This window comes from Candidatus Hodarchaeum mangrovi (genome assembly GCF_975850365.1).
In genome coordinates, this window is record NZ_CDLCQJ010000085.1 from 1 (window position 1) to 24759 (window position 24759).

At 32.0% G+C, this 24759-nt stretch carries 21 protein-coding genes; 6 read left to right on the forward strand and 15 right to left on the reverse strand.

Translation table 11 applies throughout. The annotated features are described in order from the left end of the window. Positions 1-424: 424 nt before the first annotated feature. The 3 genes from ACWVCY_RS08100 to ACWVCY_RS08110 all read left to right on the forward strand — a co-directional run bounded on the left by ACWVCY_RS08100 (position 425) and on the right by ACWVCY_RS08110 (position 2827). A complete protein-coding gene (locus ACWVCY_RS08100; RefSeq protein WP_455141898.1) occupies positions 425-628 on the forward strand; it encodes a histone in 204 nt (67 codons plus the stop codon). Positions 629-819: 191 nt separating this feature from the next. Beyond that, a complete protein-coding gene (locus ACWVCY_RS08105) occupies positions 820-1500 on the forward strand; it encodes a hypothetical protein (protein WP_455141900.1) in 681 nt (226 codons plus the stop codon). A 142-nt stretch (positions 1501-1642) separates the two neighbouring features. Next, positions 1643-2827: a GNAT family N-acetyltransferase gene (locus ACWVCY_RS08110; protein ID WP_455141902.1), complete on the forward strand. Its 1185-nt coding sequence runs from the start codon at positions 1643-1645 to the stop codon at positions 2825-2827. 6 nt (positions 2828-2833) lie between these two features. On the opposite strand, the gene ACWVCY_RS08115 is transcribed toward ACWVCY_RS08110, so the two are convergent. Further along, positions 2834-3577 carry a hypothetical protein gene (locus ACWVCY_RS08115; protein WP_455141904.1) on the reverse strand — a complete coding sequence of 248 codons (744 nt, stop codon included), beginning with the start codon at positions 3575-3577 and terminating at the stop codon, positions 2834-2836. A 48-nt stretch (positions 3578-3625) separates the two neighbouring features. Here ACWVCY_RS08115 and ACWVCY_RS08120 point away from each other — a divergent pair, with 48 nt between their 5' ends. Further along, on the forward strand, positions 3626-4210 hold the full coding sequence (locus ACWVCY_RS08120) for a metallophosphoesterase family protein (RefSeq protein ID WP_455141906.1): 585 nt from the start codon (positions 3626-3628) through the stop codon (positions 4208-4210). Here the strand turns inward: ACWVCY_RS08120 and ACWVCY_RS08125 are convergent, their stop codons facing one another. The 7 genes from ACWVCY_RS08125 to ACWVCY_RS08155 all read right to left on the reverse strand — a co-directional run bounded on the left by ACWVCY_RS08125 (position 4211) and on the right by ACWVCY_RS08155 (position 14876). After that, positions 4211-4498 carry a hypothetical protein gene (locus ACWVCY_RS08125; protein ID WP_455141908.1) on the reverse strand — a complete coding sequence of 96 codons (288 nt, stop codon included), beginning with the start codon at positions 4496-4498 and terminating at the stop codon, positions 4211-4213. It abuts the gene before it with no gap. 532 nt (positions 4499-5030) lie between these two features. Further along, the gene (locus ACWVCY_RS08130; RefSeq protein WP_455141909.1) at positions 5031-5276 is read right to left on the reverse strand and encodes a class I SAM-dependent methyltransferase; all 246 of its coding nucleotides are present in this window, start codon (positions 5274-5276) and stop codon (positions 5031-5033) included. Between the two features lie 36 nt (positions 5277-5312). Next, on the reverse strand, positions 5313-7547 hold the full coding sequence (locus ACWVCY_RS08135; protein ID WP_455141911.1) for a DEAD/DEAH box helicase: 2235 nt from the start codon (positions 7545-7547) through the stop codon (positions 5313-5315). Then, positions 7541-9748 (reverse strand): DEAD/DEAH box helicase, encoded by a 2208-nt coding sequence (locus ACWVCY_RS08140; RefSeq protein WP_455141913.1) that lies wholly within the window; start codon positions 9746-9748, stop codon positions 7541-7543. Before ACWVCY_RS08140 ends, ACWVCY_RS08135 begins: the two co-directional genes overlap by 7 nt. After that, positions 9745-11079, reverse strand: a complete 1335-nt coding sequence (locus ACWVCY_RS08145; protein WP_455141915.1) for an ATP-binding protein — start codon at positions 11077-11079, stop codon at positions 9745-9747. The genes ACWVCY_RS08140 and ACWVCY_RS08145 overlap by 4 nt, the downstream gene beginning before the upstream one ends. Positions 11080-11094: 15 nt before the next feature. Beyond that, positions 11095-14241: a TerB N-terminal domain-containing protein gene (locus ACWVCY_RS08150; protein WP_455141917.1), complete on the reverse strand. Its 3147-nt coding sequence runs from the start codon at positions 14239-14241 to the stop codon at positions 11095-11097. Positions 14242-14612: 371 nt separating this feature from the next. Continuing rightward, positions 14613-14876 (reverse strand): hypothetical protein, encoded by a 264-nt coding sequence (locus ACWVCY_RS08155; protein ID WP_455141918.1) that lies wholly within the window; start codon positions 14874-14876, stop codon positions 14613-14615. A gap of 243 nt (positions 14877-15119) precedes the next feature. Here ACWVCY_RS08155 and ACWVCY_RS08160 point away from each other — a divergent pair, with 243 nt between their 5' ends. After that, a complete protein-coding gene (locus ACWVCY_RS08160) occupies positions 15120-17048 on the forward strand; it encodes a tetratricopeptide repeat protein (RefSeq protein ID WP_455141920.1) in 1929 nt (642 codons plus the stop codon). 1 nt (position 17049) lies between these two features. Here ACWVCY_RS08160 and malQ read toward each other — a convergent pair whose 3' ends face one another. Continuing rightward, positions 17050-18546, reverse strand: a complete 1497-nt coding sequence (gene malQ / locus ACWVCY_RS08165; RefSeq protein WP_455141922.1) for a 4-alpha-glucanotransferase — start codon at positions 18544-18546, stop codon at positions 17050-17052. After that, positions 18547-18972 (reverse strand): YkgJ family cysteine cluster protein, encoded by a 426-nt coding sequence (locus ACWVCY_RS08170; protein WP_455141924.1) that lies wholly within the window; start codon positions 18970-18972, stop codon positions 18547-18549. A gap of 166 nt (positions 18973-19138) precedes the next feature. Between ACWVCY_RS08170 and ACWVCY_RS08175 the strand changes: the two genes are divergently transcribed. Then, positions 19139-19483 carry a carboxymuconolactone decarboxylase family protein gene (locus ACWVCY_RS08175; RefSeq protein WP_455141925.1) on the forward strand — a complete coding sequence of 115 codons (345 nt, stop codon included), beginning with the start codon at positions 19139-19141 and terminating at the stop codon, positions 19481-19483. Positions 19484-19492: 9 nt separating this feature from the next. On the opposite strand, the gene ACWVCY_RS08180 is transcribed toward ACWVCY_RS08175, so the two are convergent. From ACWVCY_RS08180 to ACWVCY_RS08200, 5 genes are all read right to left on the reverse strand, one after another. After that, positions 19493-20266: an RlmF-related methyltransferase gene (locus tag ACWVCY_RS08180; RefSeq protein WP_455141926.1), complete on the reverse strand. Its 774-nt coding sequence runs from the start codon at positions 20264-20266 to the stop codon at positions 19493-19495. A 40-nt stretch (positions 20267-20306) separates the two neighbouring features. After that, on the reverse strand, positions 20307-21218 hold the full coding sequence (locus tag ACWVCY_RS08185) for an alpha/beta fold hydrolase (protein WP_455141927.1): 912 nt from the start codon (positions 21216-21218) through the stop codon (positions 20307-20309). Positions 21219-21244: 26 nt separating this feature from the next. Continuing rightward, complete coding sequence (locus ACWVCY_RS08190) at positions 21245-22948, reverse strand: class I adenylate-forming enzyme family protein (RefSeq protein WP_455141929.1); 1704 nt, start codon at positions 22946-22948, stop codon at positions 21245-21247. Positions 22949-23105: 157 nt separating this feature from the next. Beyond that, positions 23106-24161 carry a GNAT family N-acetyltransferase gene (locus ACWVCY_RS08195; protein ID WP_455141931.1) on the reverse strand — a complete coding sequence of 352 codons (1056 nt, stop codon included), beginning with the start codon at positions 24159-24161 and terminating at the stop codon, positions 23106-23108. Positions 24162-24279: 118 nt separating this feature from the next. Further along, on the reverse strand, positions 24280-24759 hold a 480-nt coding region (locus ACWVCY_RS08200), incomplete at its 5' end, for a hypothetical protein (RefSeq protein ID WP_455141933.1).

The following is a 24759-nucleotide window of genomic DNA, read 5'->3' on the forward strand; positions in this document are numbered from 1 at the left end:
ATCTCATTCGTAGAGGAGACACTACCAGAGAGAAGAACCAAGATAAACAAAAATATAGTAATTAAATATTTCATCATAATTCAAATGGATAATTCTAAAGGAAATATGTAAAGACCTGTAAAATATTTGGTTTTTGCACTTATAAATTTTTATTTTAATAAAGCTATAGAAATTACTAGAGTGATGAAATTCTTAGTTAAAGATAAATTGAAATGACTAAACGAGATAAATGAATTCATTTCCCTTTTTCAAACTGAAAAATCTAAAGGAATTCATCAAAAATTGAAAATGGGAGAAATCTAAATTCTATACTATGAGCAAGAATTAAGGTAGATAAATAACTTTAAATCTAAGCGTGTAAGAGTCAGCCTATTAGACAATATTCAAGTCTAAACTTAAAATAATGAGAAAAGGTGAAAAATAAATGGGTGCATTTCAAAATGCTCGTGTACAAAAATTAATTCAGAATGCGGGTGCTTTTCGAATATCTAATAAAGCAATTCTACAAATGAACGAAATTTTAACTGATTATGGAACAAAAATTGCTAAATATGCTGTTGAAATAGCTAATCATTCTGGCAGAAAGACAGTTCAAGAATCAGACATAATATTAGCCAGTAAAAGATGAATTCTTTCTTCTTTTTTTTGTTTTTATGACTATGCATTAAATTAAACTAATTGAAAATAATTCCCTTCCTATCAATACTAATTATCTTCAAACTGATTTATATTTTAAAAAATGCCATTTATTGATAGCAAACAAAAAAGATATATACCTTCAATAAATCAAAAAGAGTTTCTAAGATAGAAGGAATTATTTTGAGTAAAGAATTTTTAATGATTATCCATAAAACTTATTTAGATATAAGAAAAAGATTATTAGGATCTTTTAAAGGTGTTTTACTAGGATTCTTTGTTATAATTTTATTTGGTTTTTCCGTTTTCTTAATAAAACCTGATTTCGATATTTTTGATAATAGAGAAATTGAGGGAGAGGAAAATGATTTTAGCAGAGGTCTTGGATCCCCTGCCCAATCCATTATAATAATTTCAATTGTACCATTTGTTATATGGATTTATTTTAAGGAATTAATTCAATATTTATTCTCATTTATTATGAATTATACTAATGAAAATACATCATTAACGATATGGAAAGAAAAAGAAATTTCAAAATTAAGTAAAAGCTATTATTTTAAAATTAAAAGTATTTTCCTAAATATTCATTGTATTGGATGCATAATTTCTGTTTGTTTAGTATTTTTACATATGTATGGGCTTTTTAGTAATCATAATGGTATTTCTTTTCTTTTTGCATGGATTGGGTTATTATCAGGAATATATATTTCCTTAACAGGTCTTATTATGCGTTTCCCTTGGAAAAAAGAAGCAAGAATTATCAGGAGATTTAAGAGAATTAGTCGAATGATTCATTTACAATTATTTATAGCAATTTTAGGGATAATTTTGATTCAAATTCATACCTCGTTTGCTGATTAAATCTGTCCTTAAATTCAAAAGATTTTTTTAAATCCTCAATGAATAAAATATCAATGAAGACAGATTCTTGAACCTTTTCCATTGATTATGTCTCAAATGAACAGAAATTTATATCAGAACTAATAAATTAGGTGTACAAGAATTGACATCACAATCCCCATTTTTTGAAATAAACCGTGAGGAATTTAATAAAGCTCTGCCATTATGTGCCGAATCAAGACATTTACAATTTACTATTGAAGCTGCTATGCATAAATCTCCTATGAGAATTTGGCTTGATAACCGAAATCATCCTACGTGTGGTTTCATGTGGGATAATGCATGGATTTGCTATTTTATTGGAAAACCTTTAAATTCAACATTTATCATTGATTCTATTGAATTCATTAAATCTGAGATAAAATCTCATAATCTAGCAAAAAATATTGCATATTTGAAAATTAGTTATTCTTCTCCAGAATGGGAAATATTTATTGAATCACAACTTCAAGAATTAGTTCCTTTAAAAGAAGAACGGGTATTTTTAGTTTTAAAAGATTTAAAAAACCCAGAATGGAGTGATATGGTTCAAAATAATTATAAAATACAAAAAATTACTCAAAAAATTCTTTCAAGTGATATTGATGGAGTAGAATCGATTAAAGATGAAATAAATCAAATGTGGGAAAATAGTAATGATTTCTTTAATTTTGGATTTGGATATTATTTACTTAAAGAAGAGGGCAATAAAAAGTCAATTGAAGGGTGGTGTACAGGAGAATATTTCAGTCATTTAGGGAATTGTGGAATAGGAATAGAAGTATTTCCCGGATACCAAAAAAGAGGCTTTGGAACAGCTTTAGGCTCTGCATTTGTACAACATGCACTTTCTATAGGAATCAAGCCGTTCTGGGAAACATCACAATTTAATGAGGCCTCAATACGAACAGCTAAAAAAATTGGTTTTTCACCTATTCAATATTTCAGTGTATACATATGTGCTTTTCAAAATATCGAAGCTCATAGAGCTAATTACTATTTTAAACTTAAAGATTATAATAATGCTGCTCGTTGGTACGAAAAAGCAGCTGTAAATAATGAAAAGAAATTATGGTATTATTACAATGCTGCATGTTCATGGGCTTTAGTAGATGAATTAGATAATGCTTTTAGAAATTTAAAAGAAATACTAAAATTGGAATTTACATTAATAGAACTGAAAAAATTTACTAGATACCTTAAAGATGAAGTAGAATTTATTAATCTTCACAAGTCCCCAAAATGGAATATCCTTCTTGAAGAAATCGAGAAAAAGGAAATTTCCTATGAAAAAGAGAAATCGAGATAAAAGGGATTAAAGTAGATAGTTCTTTTTGGTTCCATAAATTATATCTTTAGCTTCTTCTAAATGAGACTGAAAAAAAATCTCATCATATTTAGGTTCAGAAGAAGCCATAATCTGAAGAACACCTGTTGTCCGAAATCCCCAACGATTCAGGGCTGTAATTAGTTCCCGATCAATTGATGGACAAACAATGGAATAAAAAATGATTTCATCAAGAGAATAGGCATATCGTTCCCATATTTGGTTTTTTTCAAGAGAATTAATTACTCTTTTTCTTACATACTTCCAATTTTGGGTAAGTTCAAGCTTTATACGATCGATTAATAATATTAAAAGGTCAATATTACTATATATTGTCCGAAATGAGGAAATAACAGCAATAGGATAACATGGAGTATTTTTTTCATCGTGATAGACTTCTAACTCATCTTGACTAAAACTAAAGGGAACTAAAATATAATAACCCCGTATAATAACTATAATTTCACTTGTTTCTGGATCCTCACCCCAAAGAGTGAAAAGACGCGCACTTTTAGGATCAATATCAGGTATATCAGTAGCCCAACTTTGAATATTGGTAAAATCAAGATGGATTGGTCCTAAATCGGCAAGAACTGTTGCAGCATCGACACTTTTCGTTTGATAATATCTATCGATAACCGATTTAAGCTCAAATCGAACAAGACGATCCCTTTCAATGGAATGCTGACGCCCATCATAAAACCGTAGATTTTTAATTGTTTCCGTACTCATAGGCTTCAACCCCAAAATATTTAATTTTAAATTAATCGATTCCAATTGATGAAAATACTTCTAAGTGCTGATTTCCACGGAGATTTTACACGACTTTTTCAGATTGCCAAGAATGCGGATATTTGCCTCTGTACTGGTGATATATTTGATTATCATCAATATCCAAAAAATTTTTCCTTTCCTATACCTTTTTATAGTATTAGAGGTAATAAAGAGATTTGGGGGGCCAATAACTTGGAAAGCAGATTGCATTCTTATAATAATTTCCATTGGTTACAAGAGTCTTATGATGAATTAATCGAATTAACTGGAATGTCTTTATTAGGAATTAATCACAATGAAACAAATAAATTGCCTTCAAAAGAATATGATATGGTAATCTCTCATCAACCTGCGTACGGGTTTGCTGATCAATGTAGTGATTCTTTCCATATAAAAATGATTAAGAATTGCGGAAGCAAAAATATTCGAAGATTAATAGATGAAAATCCTCCCAAGCTTTTTATTGCAGGTCATGTGCACTATTTTCAACACCAAATAACTGATACGACAATATTTTATACTCTCGGACCAGCATTGACAAATCCTGTTTTAATACTTGATAAAAACAAGATAAAATTGTTTAATTATTAATTATGGTTGGTTTTTAAGGTCACGATAATATTTAAGAATTTCATCTATTGTATCTTTTCCACCAAAACCGAGAAGGAAACCAATAAAAAGCCCAATTAGGGGATCCGTTAGTTGTAACCATGTACTAATAATCAATCCGAGGATAATAGCTAAAACAGCTGAAACAGCGAATTTCGCTTCGAACTCTAACTTTTCTTGCTTAATTTTAGTTTTACGTAGATATTGAGAAAGAAATCCTCCAACTGCTCCTATAACTGATCCAATAATAATTGATAATTCAAATTCCATACTTTTTCACCATTTTATGATGCATATTTAGAGATTTATGACAAATTCATCCTTTTTTAAAAGAAATTTATTTCTAGGAGAAGCTTTTTATCCTCCTTAATAAGATCCTCAGTAAGATATGCGAAGTATACGTATTAAAATTACAATTTTTTATTAAAAACAAGTTCTAACGTATGTTCTATTCCAAATTCAGGAGAGGTTCTAATTGATCTTTGAACGTTTAATAAAGAAAGTCCTAAGGGTATAAAAATTTTACATATTTCCTTCTCTGAGTATCCTCGAGAATACATTATTTTACCCATAATATTAACAATAGTTTTTGTATCTAGATCCTCTTCAGGCTCAAATGGTTCATTCAAAGATAGATAGAAAAAACCTTAATGTTGTAAGGAATGTACAATTCTTTTTGCTGCAGTATTGAATCGTGAGGTGTCAAATAGAACCATTGAATACTATGTTAAAACGCCTCCAAATTTGGCTTCAAAATTCATTTCCAACCTAGATAATTCCGAAATTCTGCATTTGGAACATTCTATCTAGCAATTTGAATCATACAGGAAGATATATCAATTCCAATAACAGAAAAGTTACTATCGACAAGAACTTTAGCAAAATGAATTCCAGTACCTAAACCAATACCTAGAACTCGACATTTTGGTTTCAATTGGCCATAAAAATAGTCAAAAGTTTTAGTAAGTTTACTATGTCCACTTGTAGCATAATGATCTGCAACACGATTCCATGCGATTCGATTTAATTCCACAATATCTTGTTTCATGATAATAAACTTAATCAGAATCAATCAAAATGCTAGTTACCAGGTAGAAACTACTTTTTTTAGATTGTCAATATTCAAATAATCAGTTGTAAATGCTTTTTGCTGCATTTTTTTCGATAAATAATGGTCATAGCGTTCTAATAGAAACTTCTCATTTGAATCAATAAGGTCTTTAGGGGAATTAACTGATTTTACAATGTTTTTGAGAAGCTCTGTTAATTCAGAAGGATTATTGATATCCTCAGAATCAAAGGTTATGAAATAAGGTTCAGGATCAATTCTGGGAGGTGGACGAACATGAGAAATACCATAATCCTTTCCAATAAATCGCAATATACGATGTAAAGTTTGGTACTCTATAGTCCCGACCCAAGGAAATAAAGCAAACCGCTTTCCAGACAATTTGAACACTACCTCAGTGTCCAGACGATTTTTCGATCCCCACGTCCGAGCTTCAGTAATCCGTCTTTTTGCACCATCTTGAAGATAACCATAAAGGGTATTTTCAAGTAAAATCGAACGCATTTTTTGCAGAACTTTAGTGTGAGTATCAGGACGGCGGCCAGGCCAGACATAGAAAGCACGTTCAATTTTTTTTACCAAAAGAAGCTTTTGATGAGGATGAATTTCCGTTACTTCCCATGCATCACCAGCAATGAGAACAGTTTCACCAGGAAATAACATTCGATCAATGTGACCGAGTTCTCGTAAAGTGACTTCTTCTTTAATGCTGAATTCCACAGAATAATCACGAAAAACAGCATAAAAACGAAAATTTCGAACAATTTTTTCTCCTGTTAATCCAACAATTAACCCGCCATCTTGTAATTGTTCAATATGATTGATAGAAATCAGATGTTGGATTAAATCACGGAAAGCATTTTGATTGACATATTTGAAGGGTGATAAAGTTAAAACACGGTGAGCTAAGCTTGCAGGTGATAGCTCCCCACTACTGGCAAGAATACTCATGGTTTGATGATACAATAGACTAATCGGAAATTTTAGCTGAATCGCAGGTTCAATCCATTTTTCTTCTAAATAGAGCTGAATTATACTAATTGTCTGTAAAAAATACCATGGAAGTGTTCGGGTAAAGGAAACTTTCTCTGAAGGAGGGTCTTCTGATATGACAAACATCATTTCAGAAGGCTGATTCAAGCGTCGTCCCGATCGCCCAAGGCGTTGTACAAAGCTTGATACGGAAGAAGGAGCAAGCAGTTGAATAATTCGTTCGATTCCTCCGATATCCATACCTAATTCAAGAGTTAAGGTTGCAGCAGTAACATGAGGTTCATCATCATCTTTCATAAAGGTTTCAGCTGATTCACGAAGCAAATTAGCGATGCAAGAATGATGAACGTGGTATCTATCAGGATATCCACGGTGTAAAGCAATCTCTCGAAGTCCTCGTGTTACCAATTCTGTTGCTTCTCTTGTATTAGAAAAAATAATCACTTTCTTACCCAATGTATTTTCAAAAATATACCGATGTGAAGGGAGAGCCTCCCCAAAAATAGGTAGAGTTTCTCTTGTGGTGGCTCCGATCCAAGTTGGTTCAAGAAAGTGTTCTACGGCCAATCTAATCTTTCGGGGTGGTTCAACAATATCAGGAACAATGACTGGAATATTTGTGCCTGAAGCGAGCCAATTTGCTGCATAGGAAGGATCCCCAATTGTAGCTGATAAACCGATTCTACGGGGAATACGGTCAATTTCCCGTGAAATCCTCTCCAATTGAGCTAAAATTTGTCGGCCACGATCACCACCCATAAAACTATGAACTTCATCAATTATTATAAATCGTAAATCCCCGAAAAGTCTGCATATTTCTAGTTTTTTGTTAATCAAGATACTTTCGAGGCTTTCAGGAGTTATTTGTAGTATACCACGAGGATTTGCCATTAATTTATTCTTATGACGTTGATCAACATCACCATGCCATCTATATACAGGAATATTAGCCTCTTTTAAAAGATTTTCAACTCGTTTAAATTGATCATTAATCAATGCTTTTAAAGGTCCAATATACAAAATACCAAGGCTAGAAGCTGGGGAAGCATCTAATAATGTTAATGCTGGAAGTAATGCTGCTTCTGTTTTCCCTGAAGCGGTACCAGAGCATAATAATAAGTGTGAATCCGAGTCAAAAATGGCTTTTGCAGCTTCAATTTGGATTGGACGGAATTCTTCCCAACCCTCTTGATAAATCCATTCTTGAATCCAGGGTGTAAGACGGGAAAATTGTTCAGAACCAGCCAAATTTACCAATCCTTCACCATTTGTTTGAGATGTGGTAAATCTAAGTGATCAAAAATGAATGATTTTTGTTGGAGAGTTAATGGAAGATATTCATCAAATTTATTAATCAATAATTTTTCTTTTTCATCATAAAGCATGTGTTCATTTGTGGTTATGACTAATGATTGAATATATTCTTCTATTGTTTTAAGATCCATTGGTTCACACTCGAAACGCAAATAATAAGGAGATTGTCCACTAATTTTTGAAAATTCAAGAAAATTTGGATCACTAGTCTTTAAAACACGTTCAAGAGTCCTATATGCAGTAGTTCCAAGCCAAGGAAATAGGCAATATTTACCTTCTGCTAGCATGTATAGGTATTGAGAATCAAGATTGACTTCTCGGGCTAATTTTCGAGCTTGATTTAGACGTAAACTAGCACCAGGCTGGAGATAACTATATTCGTTAATTTCAAAAAGAATCTTACGGATTTTCTGAACAACTCTTGTGTGAATCGGAGCTACATCGCCAGGCCATATATAACGCATTCTACCAGCAACTTTTTTAACTAGCATTACTCTTTGTTTCGGTAAAGCTTCTTGGACTTCCCACATAAATCCTGCAAGTGGAAACCGTTCTCCTGGAAGTAAAAGGCTTCCTAATTTTCCTATTTCATTTGCACCTTGTTTAACAGTCCATTCCACAGAGTCCTGAAAAACTGCATAGAAATGATAATTTCTAATGATCTTTTCTCCTTCAAGTCCGACTATTAATCCCCCATCCTCTATCTGTTCAATATGCTGGATTTCAAGTAAATGTTGGATTAATTCATTGAAATCATCCTGTGTGATTTTTCGGAAGGGAGGTAATTCAAGAAGTCGTTTAGCCAATCCTTGAGATGATAGTTCTCCGCTACTAGCCAAAATGCTCATAGTTTGATGATATAATAAACTAAAAGGATAGCTAGGTGGGGGTAATGGCTCAATCCATTTTTCTTCAAGGTAAAGTTGAATTATTGCAATGGATTGTAGAAGATCCCAGGGAAAAAGATAAGGTAAAGGTTTATTGTCAGAGGGTTCATCCTCTGAATGTACAAAAAGTATTTCAGAAACATTTGATCGTCTGCCTGATCTGCCTAACCTTTGTAAAAAACTGGTAACAGATCTAGGAGCATTAAGTTGAATGATTCTTTCTAAAGTACCAATATCTATCCCTAATTCTAAAGTAATGGTGGCAGCGGTCGTTGTAGGATATATATCTTCTCTCATGCTTGCTTCAGTACTTTCTCGTAAAGCTCCTGCAATGCTTCCATGGTGTACATGATAATTATCTGGTTGACCTTTTCGTGCAGCTACATCTCGTAATGTAGCAATCACACTTTCAGCTTGTTCTCTTGAATTTGTAAATATCAAGCTTTTCTTACCTAAGGTCTGTTCGTATAGAAAGTCAATTGCTGGAGGAATATTCTTAGTAGATTTAAATATTCGTGTAGCATAAGGATTTAGTTGAGAGGGTATTGGATTAGGATTTATAAAATGCTCTACAGCAAGCCGAATCTTCTTTGTTCCTCCCCCTACTATTGGAATCTGAACCTTTTCACTTGTACCTGAGGCCAACCATGTTTCAGCAAGAGAATAATCACCAAGTGTAGCAGAAAGTCCAATTCTCCGGGGATGATATCCAATTATGGAAGCAATTCTTTTCAATTGACTTAAGATTTGACTACCCCTATCACTATTCATAAATGAATGAACTTCGTCTATGATTATAAATTGGAGATCGCCTAACATTCTTCTTATTTCAAGGTTCTTATTTATTAGAATGCTTTCGATTGACTCTGGTGTTATTTGCAAGACCCCAGAAGGATTTTTCATCAGTTTCTGTTTTCGATCTTGGGGAACATCTCCATGCCATCTCCAAACACGGATATTCGCGTCTTCTAATAGACCTTCCAATCTACTAAACTGATCATTTATCAGTGCTTTCAACGGGGAGATATATAAAATACCGATTGTTGAGGAGGGTTTTTCATACAATAGAGTTAAAGCTGGTAAGAATGCTGCTTCAGTTTTTCCTGAGGCAGTCCCTGTTGATAGAAGTAAATGATCACTTGAATTAAAAATAACATCAGCTGCAGCAACTTGAATCTCTCGTAACTCTTCCCACCCTGAGGAATATATCCATTCTTGAATAAACGGAGCAAAACGATTAAAGAGATTATTACTCATATTTGAAATTCCTCATATTCTGTTCCACTTACTTCATCATCTTTATTGAGTGTTTCCTGAGGTCTAAAATCTTCACCACTAATCAATTCTAACAATGTTTTTTTATCTGCCTGTTTTCGTAATTGATTAAGCAAAAAAATGAATTCTCTAACGAATTCACGTGGTGTCAGTAATTTATCAGCTCCAATACGGCTGACCATGATTTTTATAAATTCTTGAATCTCTGAATCATTGATTAAAGATTTATAACTATAATATTTTTCATGAATGACGATAATTTTTGCTAGTAAAACAAAAATTTCTTCTAATGTTAATCTTTCAAGTTTTATAACAGGACCAGAAAAATCCTGAATTCCTTCTTTTAAAAAACGACTGCCAACAAGGCGGGAATGTAGTGCTTTGTAGGAATAAAGTCCTCGGCGCTTATCCTCTAAAAATTGGGGTGTACCTCCAATAAAAACTCCAAGATATTCAGCTTTTCCCTGAAGAGTATCATTATACATTGTAAGTAATTTTTCGTAGTTGTTTACTCTTGATGTAGTATGAGTGATCTTATAAAGATTTACTGCCTCATCAAAAAAGACCAATAATCCTTTATATCCTATCTCGGTAACAAAACGAGCCATTAGCTTAATATAATCATACCAATTATCATCAGTGATTATAATACTCAAACACCGAATAGCATTTCGAGCTTCTGTTTTTGTTGAATATTCTCCGCGTAACCACTTTAATGCTGCCTCTTTAATGCTATCATCTTGTGTTCTGTGTCCATGCCAATAAGTTGAAATGACATTTGCGAAATCAAATCCATGAACTAAATCTTTAATAGCTGATATTGCTTCGAGAATTTTCTCATCAACTTTCTCTGTAAATAATGTATCTTGTGGTTTAATTCCTTTTGCTACAACTTCACTTTGAATTGAAGATATCCATTTTTCTAAAATTGCTGTTAAAGCTCCTCCATTGGGTCTTGTTTTTGTCGAAAGGTTTTTCATTAATTCACGATACGTTGCGACTCCCTTTTCCCCTGCTCCAATAAATCGTCGTTCTGGGGAGAGATCTACATCACAAACAACAAAATCCTGTTGCATAGCGTAATTTCTGATTAATTGAATCAAAAAACTCTTTCCAGAGCCAAATCGGCCTATGAAAAACCGAAAACCTGCTCCACCCATTTTGATATTCTCTAAATCTTCAATAATTGATTCAATTTCCTCTCTTCGCCCCACTGCGATATGTTCTAATCCAATTCTTGGAACGACTCCTGCTGATAATGCTTTAAGAATAGTAGCTGAGACTCGTGATGGAATACGTATATCATGCGACATTTTGGACTACCTATGTTATGAAATAATAAATTCAAATTCCTCTTTATATTCCTCTATCAAGGTAAAATGTTCTGAATCAATAATTAAATCACCAATGATCTCAAGGGCAATTTCATTCATCTGCTCTATCATCGTTTGGGGTAGAAGTAATTGTTCATCAGCTATTTTTGTTATCAATTCTATTAAATTTTCAGCCTTAAGGATAATTTTGATTATTTGCTGTTGATTGGGAGTCAATGAATGCCAAAGTTCAAGTAATGATTCTCTAATACTGATATTTTCATTAAGAGGGGTTTTCAAGTTTTCTATAGAAGTATGCTTGGCCTCTTGTAATAAATTCTTGGTTTCTTTGTCATCTAATTCTTCAAATTCCTCACTAGTACTTAATAATGATTGAACTACTTCTGAATCTTTAGTTAATTTTCTTACTTGGGTTCGATCTAAATTTATTGTACCTGATTGAACTTCTAATGCAATTTGCGAAATTTCTGGGGTCAGATCTAAATTAAAAGCTTCTAGGCAATAGTGATCTATTATTGCTCTTATCTCTGGTATTTCAAGATTTACTTTTAATGAACCTTTGGTTGAATCAATAGCTGCTTCTCTTAATCTATTTTGAATATATTTAAGGATATTAATGAGTATTTCCTTTAAAATAGGTGGATAGGAAGTAAAAGTAATTATTTTGTTTTCGCCATAATATCGTGCTCTTGAAAAAGGTATTCGTTTCTCTAAAACAGCATTAAAATATTGAAAAAGGTTTTTTTCAAATCGGTTTTTATAATAAGAGAGGATTTTTTTCATAATTGCCTTAACATGCCGATTAAAAGTTTGTTTATCAAGACGTTGATAATATGGAGTTTTGGAATATCCCAGCCAATCATAATAAAGATCCAAGTCAATTTCAAATTCATTGGTTAATGTTTGTGATATTAATAACTCTCTGAGTTCGTCAACTATCTTCTTAAGACGTTTAGTGTTTAACCATTTATCAAATTTTTTTAATACGGCAAATTGAATATCTACTGGAGTATCTTGTACAATTAGATATTCAATTATCCACTCTGGAAGTAGTTCATCAAGTTGTGAATATTCATTTCGATAATTAAGCCATAATACAAGTAAATTTTGATAACCTGATAAAACAGATTCAATTCCTAGATTATTTATAATTTCATAGGCATAGAGTAAGATATATCCTAATTGAGTTTCAATATACCGTTCTTTTCTAATGTTAGCGCGAAAAAAATAATAATACTTTAATTGTGATTCTGTCATCTCACGAAAATCTGGTCGATAAGCATAAAGAGGAACAAGATTTATTGGTTGATCTATACTGCCTTTTTTAATATTTTTTTTCGCAAATTCGATAAAGGATAATGTCTCTTGAGGTTCTCGTTCTTTATAATATAATAAAAATCTCGTTACTTGGTTTTCTATAATCTTCTCGATATCTTTATCCAAAAAATTACTCTTTCTAATGTCCTTGAATCTATAATATAACTTTAATTTGTTTTCTAGCTGCCTTATAATATCACTAATAAATGAAAGTAGAGGTATATGTTTAGAATATGGATATAATTCTACTACTCTAGTTGGTTTTAATGCTGCTCTCTCAAAGGCAAATCTTGGTTTTTTAGATGGTTGGAATTTCTCTAAAATTCCTCCTCCTTCAATATCTATTAAGTATTTATCAATTTCGTGAAAAATTTGAGGAATAAGATCATTTAAAATATCAGTTTTTATAAGATAAAATGGTGAATTAAATAAATCATTATTTCCAAGAGTATTTATCCATTCAATTGGCATTTTGTTAAATGAGACCTTAAAGATATTTAAGATTGAATCTAATCCCTCAATAATATACTCTGTAGGATTTACTAATATCTCTGTTAAAATGTCTGTACTTAGATGTTGAATTTCATATAATAGAACATAATCTGTTATCCATTGAATCAGATACCTATCTAGTTTGGGAAAATGTTTTCGATAGTTGATCCAAATGGTAGTAAGTTCATTAAATCCTTCTCTATTTCCCTTCTCCAAAATATCATAAATTAAGACAAAAATATAGGACAAATCTGTTCTAATGAAATTGTTTGCACGAATTTCTTCAACCCAATAGTCGTACCATGTTCTCTGATCTTCTGTCATTGATTGAAGAGTAGGCCAATATTGTTTAAAGGGAACAAATCTTGGTTTTTTTGATACTGATTTTTGTTCTTCTTTTTGGAGAATAGTATCAAAATTATTTTTAGTGCTTTCTCGAAAAAATGCCTTTTGATTTGTAATATTTTTCCTTATTGTCTTCATTTTAAAATCTAATAAAGTCAATTCCTTTTTAAGATCAAGAGGTTGAATATTAACCCCAGAAAAATTGGTAGATTGTGAATTTAAATTTATTTCATATTCTGCAAATCTAGGTTCCATTTTAGTATCGTTAGATTCTTGAATATTCTCAAAGGTATTGTGGAAGAAATTATTGATTATAGTTTGAATTTCTAAATCGAGGAATAATTTCTTAATGATTGGTCGTCTTTGAATTTTTAATTCAATATAGTTTAAAATTTCTGACAGAATCCTCTTTAATTCTACGTTTGATGCTAACCATTTGAAATATTGGTCAATTAAAATTGTTGGAGTAATTTGAGGAGAAACTATTAGATTAAATTTCGAATTAGGTTGATAAAATTGAAAAATTCCAACATTCTCTGTTTTTTCAAAGTGTTCATTAATTTTTTCAATAATTGGAGTTACAATTTGTTGCATAGTATGGAAATTTCCACTTTTACAATAATCACTCCCATAAACTGATGAATAGACTATATAATTTAACATTTTAAGAGGAAATTGAGTTCTAAGGCATTCCAAATACTTAAAGAGAAATAATTTAACCTGTCTATCAGATATGGAATATCCTTCAGTGCCAATTAGAGTTTCTTTAGGATTTAAAATGAATTGACCTTTTGAGTGAAAATATCCCCAAATCATTACTTCTACTATAATTTTTTGAGGAGCCGTGCTATCTTGTGCACTTTTTTTGTATACGTGCCCTATAACTTCAACTGTTCTTGCTTCTTCTCCTTGATCTTCGAGAACTGGGACTTTTATTATGATTGAAAAAAATTCTCCTTGATTGACTGTCTTTCCAGGATGAACCAAACCAAAGGCAATCCGTGGTGGAGCAGGAAAAATGTCATTAAATGGTTCAAAAATGTCTGATGAACTTTCTGTATTCTCTAGTTCAGAAATTATCCTAAAAAGTGGTTCCGTTAGGGGGTTCCTCCATGATTAGATTATAACTTTAAAATTCTTTACTATAGAATAACAAATTATAGAGCTTAAATAATTGTTAACATTCTTATATTTCTTTTAATCCCTTTCTTCAAAAATATATGAGTTTCATTTTAATCTTTCAAATATCCTATCTCATTTTTTAGATTATATAATAATATTTTACTATGAGACATGAGATAAGGCCCTGATAAAAACCTGAAACATCTGAAAACGACTTTCACTTCATCTATAACATTTTATTCAGCTATAACATCTTCATTATTATCATAAGGTCTATTAACCGTGGGATTGAGGGAGATTCGTTTGATTTTACCTTTTTGAGGTTCATAAAGCACACCTCTTCGAATAAGAATCCTCAAAACATTAAGGATCGTATTTTCAGAATAACCTAGCTGTTTTATTTCGCTGATAATTTGAAGACTTTCAATAGACTTATTTTTTGATCGATTAAAAATAGCATTCAGATGTTTTTCTATTTGTTGAAAATCAGGGATACTCAACTTCCAACATCCTTTAAGAATAATAATCTACAAAATAGTTCTTTTCACTTTCTTAAAAATTCATCTATATCATGACAAACAATTTATCTACTTTAGGTGAATCAAGAAGCTATTTGCCATAAAAAAAGTCTATTTAACTAATTGAATATAGTTATTCATAGAGAGAAATTATTGGCTTTTAGGAATTAAATTAATTTAACTGAATGCAATACGAGCTAGAATTTCAATTAGGTGCTTATTCTTATGCCTGAGGAGCCGAAAATAGAAAGAGAAAAGCAGAGAAAAGATGTTGATATAGATTTAGTTAAAATTACTGAACGAATTATTAAAGGCGATCCTAAAAGTAAAGAAGAACTAAAAAAACATATAAAAATGCTCAAGGCTGATATTCAACAAAAAGAATGTGAATCTACCTTAAGTAAGAATATAAGTATTAATCCAACATTAGCTGTACAAGTAAATGATTTAATAAAGAGATTAAAGGCTTTTTCCAATATAGAACCCCAAACAATTGATGCATTAGTAAATCAGTTTAACTCAAGTCTTATAACATTAGAAAAGGATATAGAGAAAGGAGTTAACGAAATAACTCAAGAATTTATAGTAGAAACTCCCAAATTAATAAAAAATCAACTCGATATTGTGAAAACGATCATTCTCAATCTTAAAAATGCTAGTACTAAAGCTATTGAAGAACAATCATATGATAAAGCAATAGCTATACTTAATGATACCAAAATGAATATTTTACCCCTAATAGGTAATACTCAAGATATTCCAGAGCAAGAGAAAATAGACTTAAAAAGATCAATTCTTAATGAATTAGGTAATGCTCTTATTGAAAAAGGAATGATCGATGATGCAATTTGTGTTCTTGATGAGACAATTAAGACATTAGAACCTCAGATAATTGTCTCAAAGAAGGAGATCAATTCATATTTAGAAGTACAAGTAAAAAAAAGTCTGTTGTTAGTTCAATCAGGCGATTTTTCAAAAGCAATCGAAATTTTGAGTTCATTACATGACAATTGCTGTGCTGATGAAGGAAACCCATCCATTTTGGGGGAAATTCAACGAGGCTTGGGAATGGCATATCGGGGGATGGGATCCTATGATCTTGCCTTAAAGCATTTTTTAGCAGCTCAAGATCATTTTACACAAAACAACGATTTTGAGGGATTCAATTCAGCGTTATGGGGGCAAGGAATTTTACATTATCTTCGAGGGGAGTGGAATGAGGCCCAAGAAATCTGGCGGAAATTAAAAGATTTTTATGAAAAAAGATCCCCAAAAATGCTTTATAAGTTATATTTTGAGTATACACGAACACTTCAGTTATCTGGTGATTTTACTACGGCGGAGGAAATGTTAAAGAAAGCAGAAAATATTCTAAATGATAATTCTATCAGTTTACATCATTCATCTAGAGCTTATATATTTTTAGCTTTTGCAGAGCTTTTTCTTATACAGAATCGTGTCTCTGAAGCCTTAAATGCTATTGAATCGGTTAGATCTTATTACCAAAATGCTGATACTGAAACACTCAAAAAACTTCCTAATGAATTGAAAATACTTGATATCGAAACAGAAATTTTATGTAAACAAGAAAAAACTATCTTAGCACGAGAAAAATTAGTGAAAGCATTTTCAACATGTAAATCAAATTGGGATTATGCCAAATATTTTCGAATCCTTTCTCGTATTGAAAAGCATGAAATGAATTATGGAGAAGCTATTAAAGCTATGGAATCTTCAATTGATAAAATAAAAGAAATTGGAGCCACAACTTATTCTGATCAGCTTTTTTTAATAGAATTGCTTATAGATATGGCACGAATCGGAAATCAGAAAGCATACAGCAAAGCAGTAAATCTTCTTCAAAAGATTGAATCTGAAATTACCAATAAAAATCTCCCAGTAATAGATTTAGAGTGTAAATTGATGAAAGGCTTACTGACATGGAGTCAAAATGAATCAGAAAAAGCATTTTCTATTTTCACCCAAGTAGTAGATTCAGCAGAACAACTTAAATTATACAGGCTTAAGAGTAAAGCTATTGAAAGTATGAATGCAATTGAACATCAAGATCAGCAATTAAGTTCCTCTACGAGGGAGAAATCAGTATTTCGTTATTTAGATGATGCTCGTCGTATATTAGGAGAATATTCCTGATCTATCTTCCATATAACTTACTCATTGTTTCTAGTTCTTCTCCGTATTCAGGAGTGAGCTGATCCCATTTAAACCTCCATTGCCAATTTCCAGTTTCACGACCAGGTAAATTCATCCTTCCCTCCGTATTGAGTCGCAGTAGATCTTGTAAAGGAATCACACTCATATTAGCAACTGAAGCCCATGCTAGGCGAATTAAATCACCTGTTATATCCTTCCCATTTGATTTTAAGTAATTCAAAACATGATCTTGGACTTCTGAAGGAGCAGATTCAAACCAGCTTTTGGTAGTATCATTATCATGTGTACCTGTATATATAATACAATTTTTCGTATAGTTATGTGGGAGATATCGATTCTCAAAATATTCTGATCCAAAGCCTCCAAAGGCAAACTGGAGGACACACATCCCTGGAAATCCTGTTTTTTGAAGTAATAATTCTACAGCAGGAGTAATGACTCCTAAATCCTCTGCTATAATTGGTAAAATACCATATCGCTGTTTTAACCGTTTAAAGAAGTCATAACCTGGTCCCGAAATCCAGTTACCATTGGTTGTTGGTTCTGAAGTAGGAATACGCCAATAAGCTTCAAAACCACGAAAATGGTCAATTCGTAATATATCAACAAAGGAAAATGAATGTAAAATTCTTAAAAACCACCATCGATATTTTTGGCGTTTATGTACATCCCATCTGTAGAGAGGATTACCCCATCGTTGTCCTTCGGTTGAAAAATAATCAGGAGGTACTCCTGCTATATATGTCATTTCTCTCTGTTTATTTAATATAAATAAACTTGGGTTTGCCCAGACATCAGTTGAATCATAGGCAACAAATATTGGGATATCGCCAATAATTCGAATATTTCTTTGATTTGCATAATTTCGTAAATCACTCCACTGTTTAAAGAAAATGAACTGCACAAACTTCTGAAATAAAATTTCTTCATGATATACTTTAGTCCAAGAATCTAATGCCTTTGATTGGCGATATTTTAAAGAATCTTCCCAAATATTCCAAGGTTTAAAATTATTCGATTCCTTTATCGTCATAAAAAGAGCAAAATCATCTAGCCAATGTTTTTGCCTCTCTTGGAAAGAAGAAAATTCTTTATGTAAGAAATGACTTGAATTGTGAGAGAAATTATGAAATGCTTGCTTTAATAATTCCCATTTGTAAGGAATAACTATACCATAATCGACCTTTAATTGGGGAAATCCTTTATCTTCTATTTCAGATAGAGAAAGAAGTTTAACTTCTATTAATTTCTCAGGGCTAATTAAAAAAGGATTTCCTGCATAGGATGAAAAAGAGCTGTAGGGAGAGTCTCCATATCCAGTAATTCCAAGTGGTAAGACCTGCCAAAGACGCTGTTTATATTTATACAAAAAATCAATAAAAAGATAGGCACTATTTCCGAGATCTCCAATACCAAACTGGCTAGGAAGGGATGTGGGATGTAATAAAATTCCACCAGAGCGATTATTATTCCACATCTAAGCTGATTCCTCTAGAAGTTTTTTAATATCATCCCAAAACCAATCATTTTGATATATAGGATATTTCTTTTGTAATTGTTGAATTTCAGATTTTATATTCTCAGTTAACTGGTATTCTGTAGATAAATGAATTGGACAGTTATCATCAAGAAAAATTTTACCAGTAATAAAAATTGGGTAGTATTTGCAATAAAGTGGTTTTTTATCGTGAATTTTACAAATCAATTGAGAATTCAAATACGGACATTTAATTTCATGATAAAAAATACCCCCTCCTTCAGTTAAATATAAACCTCGATAATCTTCAAATAAATATAATTCATCTGGATTCAAAACAATGTACACATGTTTACAGCACTCATTCTCGGTAAAATCTATGCAATTATTACAAGGATTGGAGTCCTTCAATTTCTTCGAATCCAAGAATTTTACCTTCTTCGAAATAATTTTAATAATAGTCAATAGAGGATTAGAACGACCAAACTTGAAAGATGTGGTTTCAACTAATCTGTCTCGAAACATTATTGGGTTTTTATATAAAAAGCTAATTCTAATTTTCTGGATTCATATGCTTTTTTAGGTGGATAAAATGTCAAAAGTTGATGAATTTAATCAATATCGTGAGAAATTAAATGAAATAATCCTATTAAAAGGAAATAAAATTACTAAACGATTTTTCAATCTTGATACCAATACCTACCAAGATGGTGCACTTACATCAAAAACTAAGGAACTATTAGGCCTTGTGGCTAGTCTAGTACTGCGTTGTAATGACTGTATAACCTATCACATCCTTCAATGTCATAAATTAGGAGTGACAGAGGCAGAATTTTATGAGACATTTAATGTTGGGCTAATAGTGGGTGGTTCTATAGTTATCCCTCATCTTCGTAGAGCGGTAGAAATTCTAGAAGAATTAGTTCAACAGGAGTAAGAAAAGTCCTTAAAGTTCAATCTTGTAGTAAACTCGTTGACGAGTTCCAATAGAAATGGTCTCAGTAGAAAAATTAAAATTAGCCTCATTAAACAATTTATTTATCTCCTCAACTAAACTAGGTATTGTTAATTGAAAATAGACTTTAGGAGGAGACTTAAAAGATTGAACTTCGTCTAGTAGGTTTACAATAAACTCATGGCCTTTTTTCCCACCAACAAGTTCAATTTTTTGGCCAGAGAAACCTTTCTTTGATTGAAGCGCATTATAATATTCCTCATCATACTGAGGAGGATTTGTGACTATAGCATCAAACTTGTCAAGGGATTCAAACAAATGTGTTAATATATTTCTTTCAGAATTAGAGTATATTATTGAAATTTTGTTTTCTAAATTATTTAACTTAATATTACTTATTGCAGATTCATAAGCCAATGGATCAATCTCTGTGGCGACGACAAAACAACCAATTCGAGCTAACATTAAAGCTAGTATCGCAGAAGCACCTGTACCAATCTCTAAAATATTAATAGGAGAGAATTGAAGAATCCATTCAATAAAAGACCATCTACTACAAATTGTTGGAACCAAAAATCCTTGAGGAATAGTAAATTCTAATAAAAGAAAATCTCGTAAAATTAATTGATTATAGAGAAGCAAAGATTCAGGATTTCCTAGATTAAGTCGATTATTCTGAAGATACTTTCTAAATTCAGGATATTTTCTCGCAGCCTCCTTGATGGGTAATCCACAAGGTTTGGCTGGAAGTCGGTACTTCTCCAAGAAAACAATTTCTCCATAAAATTTATCTATTTAAAATATATTATTCTATATATGATAGAAAATTCGAATATTCTGACATAATTGCTTTAGCTTGCTTTTTCTTAATATTTGGGCTAGTATGGTCAAATCCTTCAAATTCAATAAGTTTTGCGCTTTTAAATCTAGAATTAAGATCTCTTGCAAGTTCAATTGGAGTAGTTTTATCATGAGTACCATTAAGTAATAATATAGGTAAATTTTCTATTGATTTGATACAAGAAGCATAGAAGGGAATTTCTTCTTGTATATCTTGAGCATAATATCTAAAAAGTAGCTCAAGTGTTCTAATTGGTGTTCCATCAAGCAAAGGTAAGATTCTCCGTTCCAATATCCAATGCATTATTTTTTCTTTTAAGCTTAAATCTGGATATTCCTTTTGAAATACAGCAGGAGTATATATTGTCCTTACAATTCGTTTATAATTCATTGAATTGATATTTTCAGAGAATATGTCATTTAATGTCTTTAAACTTTCATAACGTTCTATAAAAAGATTATCATCTGAATTAAGTTTAGGATAAAGAAGGTTAACAATTCCATATCCTGCAAGACTCACTACTCTCTTTGGATATAATCCTGAAAAAACTTGAGCTACCATGGATCCTTTACTTACACCAAAAAGGTGAGCTTTTGAAATTTCTAGAAAATCTAATAACCCTAGAAGTTCGTCTGCAAGACCTTGAAGAGTAAATTGTTCGTTTTTTGGGGAAGACTTACCAATTCCTTGATAATCGTAGAGAATATAAGGGTAAATGTCTTTTGTTAATTCACGAAATGCAGGTAAATACGTGGATAGCCATTGCTGATAGTTGAATATTGAACCATTGAGAAAAATAACTGGAATTTTGCCTTCCTTATCATTTTTGTAAAAGTAATCAATGTCAATATCACATTTAATATTGGCTATTGGCATTTAATCACCTTTTCATTCAAGAAAATCTATGAATCCCATTTTCCTTCAGATCTTAGTCTTTGAACAATTTCCTCACCTTGTTGTTTTAAAGCCATATAATCAGTTTTACCAACTCGTGTAAGAGGAAGAGTGCCTGTCTTTACGATTTCAAAATGGCTAGGACGCTTATATGCTGCAATATTTTTAACTGCCTCTTCTAACTCTGTTATTGAAAGAACCTGTTCTTCATTTTTTTCAACAAAAGCCATAATTCCTTCAGTAAAAACCTCATGAGGAATTCCCACGCAAGCAATATTACCTACTTTTCCTTTGAAAGATTGGGCAATAAAATCCTCAACTTCAGTCGGAAATACATTATAACCTTTTGGTTTAATTATAAACTTAGCACGTCCAGCAAACTGAAGTCCTTTGTCATCATAGGATCCTAAATCACCAGAGTAACAATAACCATCAGTTGAAATGGTTTTTCTTGTATTTTCTTCATCATCGAGATATCCAAGGAATACTTGGGGTCCCGAAAAGCAAATCTCCCCCACTTCTCCAGGATTTTTTTCATCACCAGCTGATCCATCAGAATTCATAGGATCTCGAATTGAAATAGGACTAATAGGCATGTCATAACCAATACTAGCTAAAATTTCATCAACAGTGCCACCATGAGGAGTATAGGTCAGAAAACCAGCGCCTTCAGTCAATCCAAACCCGGATCCAAATTTAGGAGCCATGGTTGATAATTTTTCAAGGAAAGGGCGAGTTACTGCTTGGCCTCCATAAATTGCAAAACGTAAAGATGAAAGATCAAATGTTTCATAATTCAGTAAACGCCATTGCATGGCAAAAAGCGCTGGAATCTGCCCTAAAACAGTTGCTTTATATTTTTGAACTGCATCTAACGTTTTTTCAGCATCAAAGATATGAAGGATCAGACTTATCCCTCCTCCATAAATAGTTGTGGCTAATTGTTCCGTGGCACAACCAACATGGCTTGGAGGAAGGTTTACACACATAATATCATTTTCATCCATGCCAAAACCAACTGCAAGCCCTATATTTTGTACTAAAATATTCTCATGAGAAAGTAGTGCAGGCTTAGGAAATCCCGTGGAACCAGTTGTAAAAATAATTAAACATGGATTCTGCTTATGTACCTGTTTTTGAGCATTTCTCAATTTTCCTGTAAGTAATGCTTTAATATAAGTTCCTTTAATTCCCTTAATAAATTCTGAGATCCCAATTGCTCCATCCATAATCAGATCTTCTTCTTTTTGGAATTGTACCCAGTACTGGCAGATATTTTTATGTTCTTTCATCACCTCAGCAACTATTGGCCGAAAATCTGCTCGTTCAGTTTTTCCTAAAAAGAAGTATACCTTTGGTTTTATTTTTTCGAAATTTCGACTAATCTCTTGAGTTTTTAACCTTAGATCTAATGGAGCAATAACAAGGCCAATCCGGTAACAGGCGTACATCAAATAGATATGCTCTTTCAGGAGAGGAAGTGAGGTAGCAATAATATCTCCTTTAGATAATCCCAGCGAAAGAAGTTTTGCAGCAAAAGCTTTAGATTTGGTGGCAAAATCCTTCCATGTAACTTCTTCCCCAGTATCATATTCTATTAATGCAATTTTGGAGCCTTTTTGTTTGGCATAGAGATCTACATAATCAAACATCCGTGGAAGTAGTTCTTTATGTCTTTTCTGACATTCTTCATCCATTTTTGGGTCTTTCATTTAGAAAACCTCATATTGATACGCTTTAACTACATATCCTTTCATTAATCATCTTTAAGCTTTTTGATGAACAAAAATTTAGTTTCAGAAATAATTCTAGACCAACTTGTCTAATCAATAAAAGTCAAAAAAAGAGCATAAAAGAGAGAAATCGTAGTCAAATTTTTTTTTCGGAATCAATGGTCTGAATGAGCTGATCAACAGAAAATTTATATCCAACCCATATTTTATAAGGTTTAAAACCCAAACGTCGATTAATAGAAATCATTGGTTCATTGACCAGGGCAAAATCAGTACCTATGGTAGTTGCTTTAGGAAAATTTTCTTTAATATAAGTAAGCATTTCTGCTTTCAACCATTTCCCCAGTCCTCGACCCCGATATGCTACTTTTACTCCTGTAAGTCCTTGAAAAACAATAGTTTGACGATCAGGATAATAATATGTCTCAGTTAAGCCACTAATTGTCCCATCTCCTTCTCGTGAAATTATAGTCGTCCAAATAGTACCTAGCTTTTTATGCCGAGCTTCGTGATTTCTTCGAACTTCAGGAGTCTCATTGAATTCCCATTCCAGATCTTCCTTAGGAACTTGGTTCATTACTTCTGTGTAAATCTGGCTAAACTCCTTAATGTCTTGTTCCGGTACAGTTTCAAAATACTCAAGTTTTACATTTTCAGTTCGTTGTTTACCTTCAGAACACCATGTTTGTACCATTTGCCAATCAACATCAGATAATTGAAGGCGATTTTCTTCTTCTTTAGAGGCTTTTTGACCACCTAAGTGCTCAAAAAAAGAACTAGAATTGTTTGGAGTGCCCCAGCTCTGAAAAATAGATTTTCCTTCTGTTTTTGCTTTCATTACCATATTCCGTAATAATTCAGTTCCAAATCCCCTTCTTCTATAATTTTTACGAATAGAAATGTCAGCAAAAGCAATATTTTTATTTGCATCATACGCAGGTGAAGTTTTTTTGTCAAATTCTAATCTACCTATCCCTACTAAGTGCTTTATTTCTTGATCATATGCTAACCAATGATAATACTGATAATGAGGACTAGGTATAAGAATAAGCTTTTGGAGCATTTCAATTGAGGGACAGGGATCATCAGGAGATAATTCTTGAAAGATTTCAATATAATGACTATAATAATCGTCCCAAATCTTCTGTGAAGCATTCGGTGGATCAAAAAGCTCAATTGAAAGTTTTACCATAAGAAAGTCCTTCTGACTTATAATCTTGAAAGTTCTTGAAAAATAAAATTTTTTGGTTTTACTTTAGATCACATTAAGATTTTCTGAATCTTTCTTAAACATTCTTAATAATAAAAAATTATCCTCTTTGGTACTTTACTACCTGATAACCTAAGTTTGCAAAAATTATAGCGAATATTAAAGATATTCCTGCAATTGGAAAAAATATAAACGTAAAAATGAGTTCAAATAAAATGAGAATTGCCGCTCTAGGAGCAGATTCATATAAATCACGAGGAGGAATAGTCAATAGATATAAGAGATAAATAAAGAATAAAATAGCATGAACAATCCCGATAATCAACCCAGAAATGAAAACAGTACGTAATCCTTCTCTTCGATCATGACTCAAATAACTAGCTACAAATGAACTTAGTGCAGCAGGCAATGCACATAGGAAAAATGTAAGGAAGATAATAGCTAAATTATATAGACCTGCTAGATTCCACTTCAGTATGAGTATGATGATAAACCCTAGATTAAAGATTAATGTTGTGTAGAATAAAATTATTCCAGTTAATCGAATACGAATTTTCTTTGACAATGCAAAGTGACATAC

What these genes read in the sequence shown, in the direction of transcription:
- ACWVCY_RS08190 (WP_455141929.1), bottom strand. Translation starts at nt 22,948, where the DNA reads ATGAAAGACCCAAAAATGGATGAAGAATGTCAGAAAAGACATAAAGAA.
- ACWVCY_RS08120 (WP_455141906.1), top strand. Translation starts at nt 3,626, where the DNA reads ATGAAAATACTTCTAAGTGCTGATTTCCACGGAGATTTTACACGACTT.
- ACWVCY_RS08140 (WP_455141913.1), bottom strand. Translation starts at nt 9,748, where the DNA reads ATGAGTAATAATCTCTTTAATCGTTTTGCTCCGTTTATTCAAGAATGG.
- ACWVCY_RS08195 (WP_455141931.1), bottom strand. Translation starts at nt 24,161, where the DNA reads ATGGTAAAACTTTCAATTGAGCTTTTTGATCCACCGAATGCTTCACAG.
- ACWVCY_RS08115 (WP_455141904.1), bottom strand. Translation starts at nt 3,577, where the DNA reads ATGAGTACGGAAACAATTAAAAATCTACGGTTTTATGATGGGCGTCAG.
- ACWVCY_RS08160 (WP_455141920.1), top strand. Translation starts at nt 15,120, where the DNA reads ATGCCTGAGGAGCCGAAAATAGAAAGAGAAAAGCAGAGAAAAGATGTT.
- ACWVCY_RS08145 (WP_455141915.1), bottom strand. Translation starts at nt 11,079, where the DNA reads ATGTCGCATGATATACGTATTCCATCACGAGTCTCAGCTACTATTCTT.
- ACWVCY_RS08130 (WP_455141909.1), bottom strand. Translation starts at nt 5,276, where the DNA reads ATGAAACAAGATATTGTGGAATTAAATCGAATCGCATGGAATCGTGTT.
- ACWVCY_RS08100 (WP_455141898.1), top strand. Translation starts at nt 425, where the DNA reads ATGGGTGCATTTCAAAATGCTCGTGTACAAAAATTAATTCAGAATGCG.
- malQ (WP_455141922.1), bottom strand. Translation starts at nt 18,546, where the DNA reads ATGTGGAATAATAATCGCTCTGGTGGAATTTTATTACATCCCACATCC.
- ACWVCY_RS08175 (WP_455141925.1), top strand. Translation starts at nt 19,139, where the DNA reads ATGTCAAAAGTTGATGAATTTAATCAATATCGTGAGAAATTAAATGAA.
- ACWVCY_RS08125 (WP_455141908.1), bottom strand. Translation starts at nt 4,498, where the DNA reads ATGGAATTTGAATTATCAATTATTATTGGATCAGTTATAGGAGCAGTT.
- ACWVCY_RS08185 (WP_455141927.1), bottom strand. Translation starts at nt 21,218, where the DNA reads ATGCCAATAGCCAATATTAAATGTGATATTGACATTGATTACTTTTAC.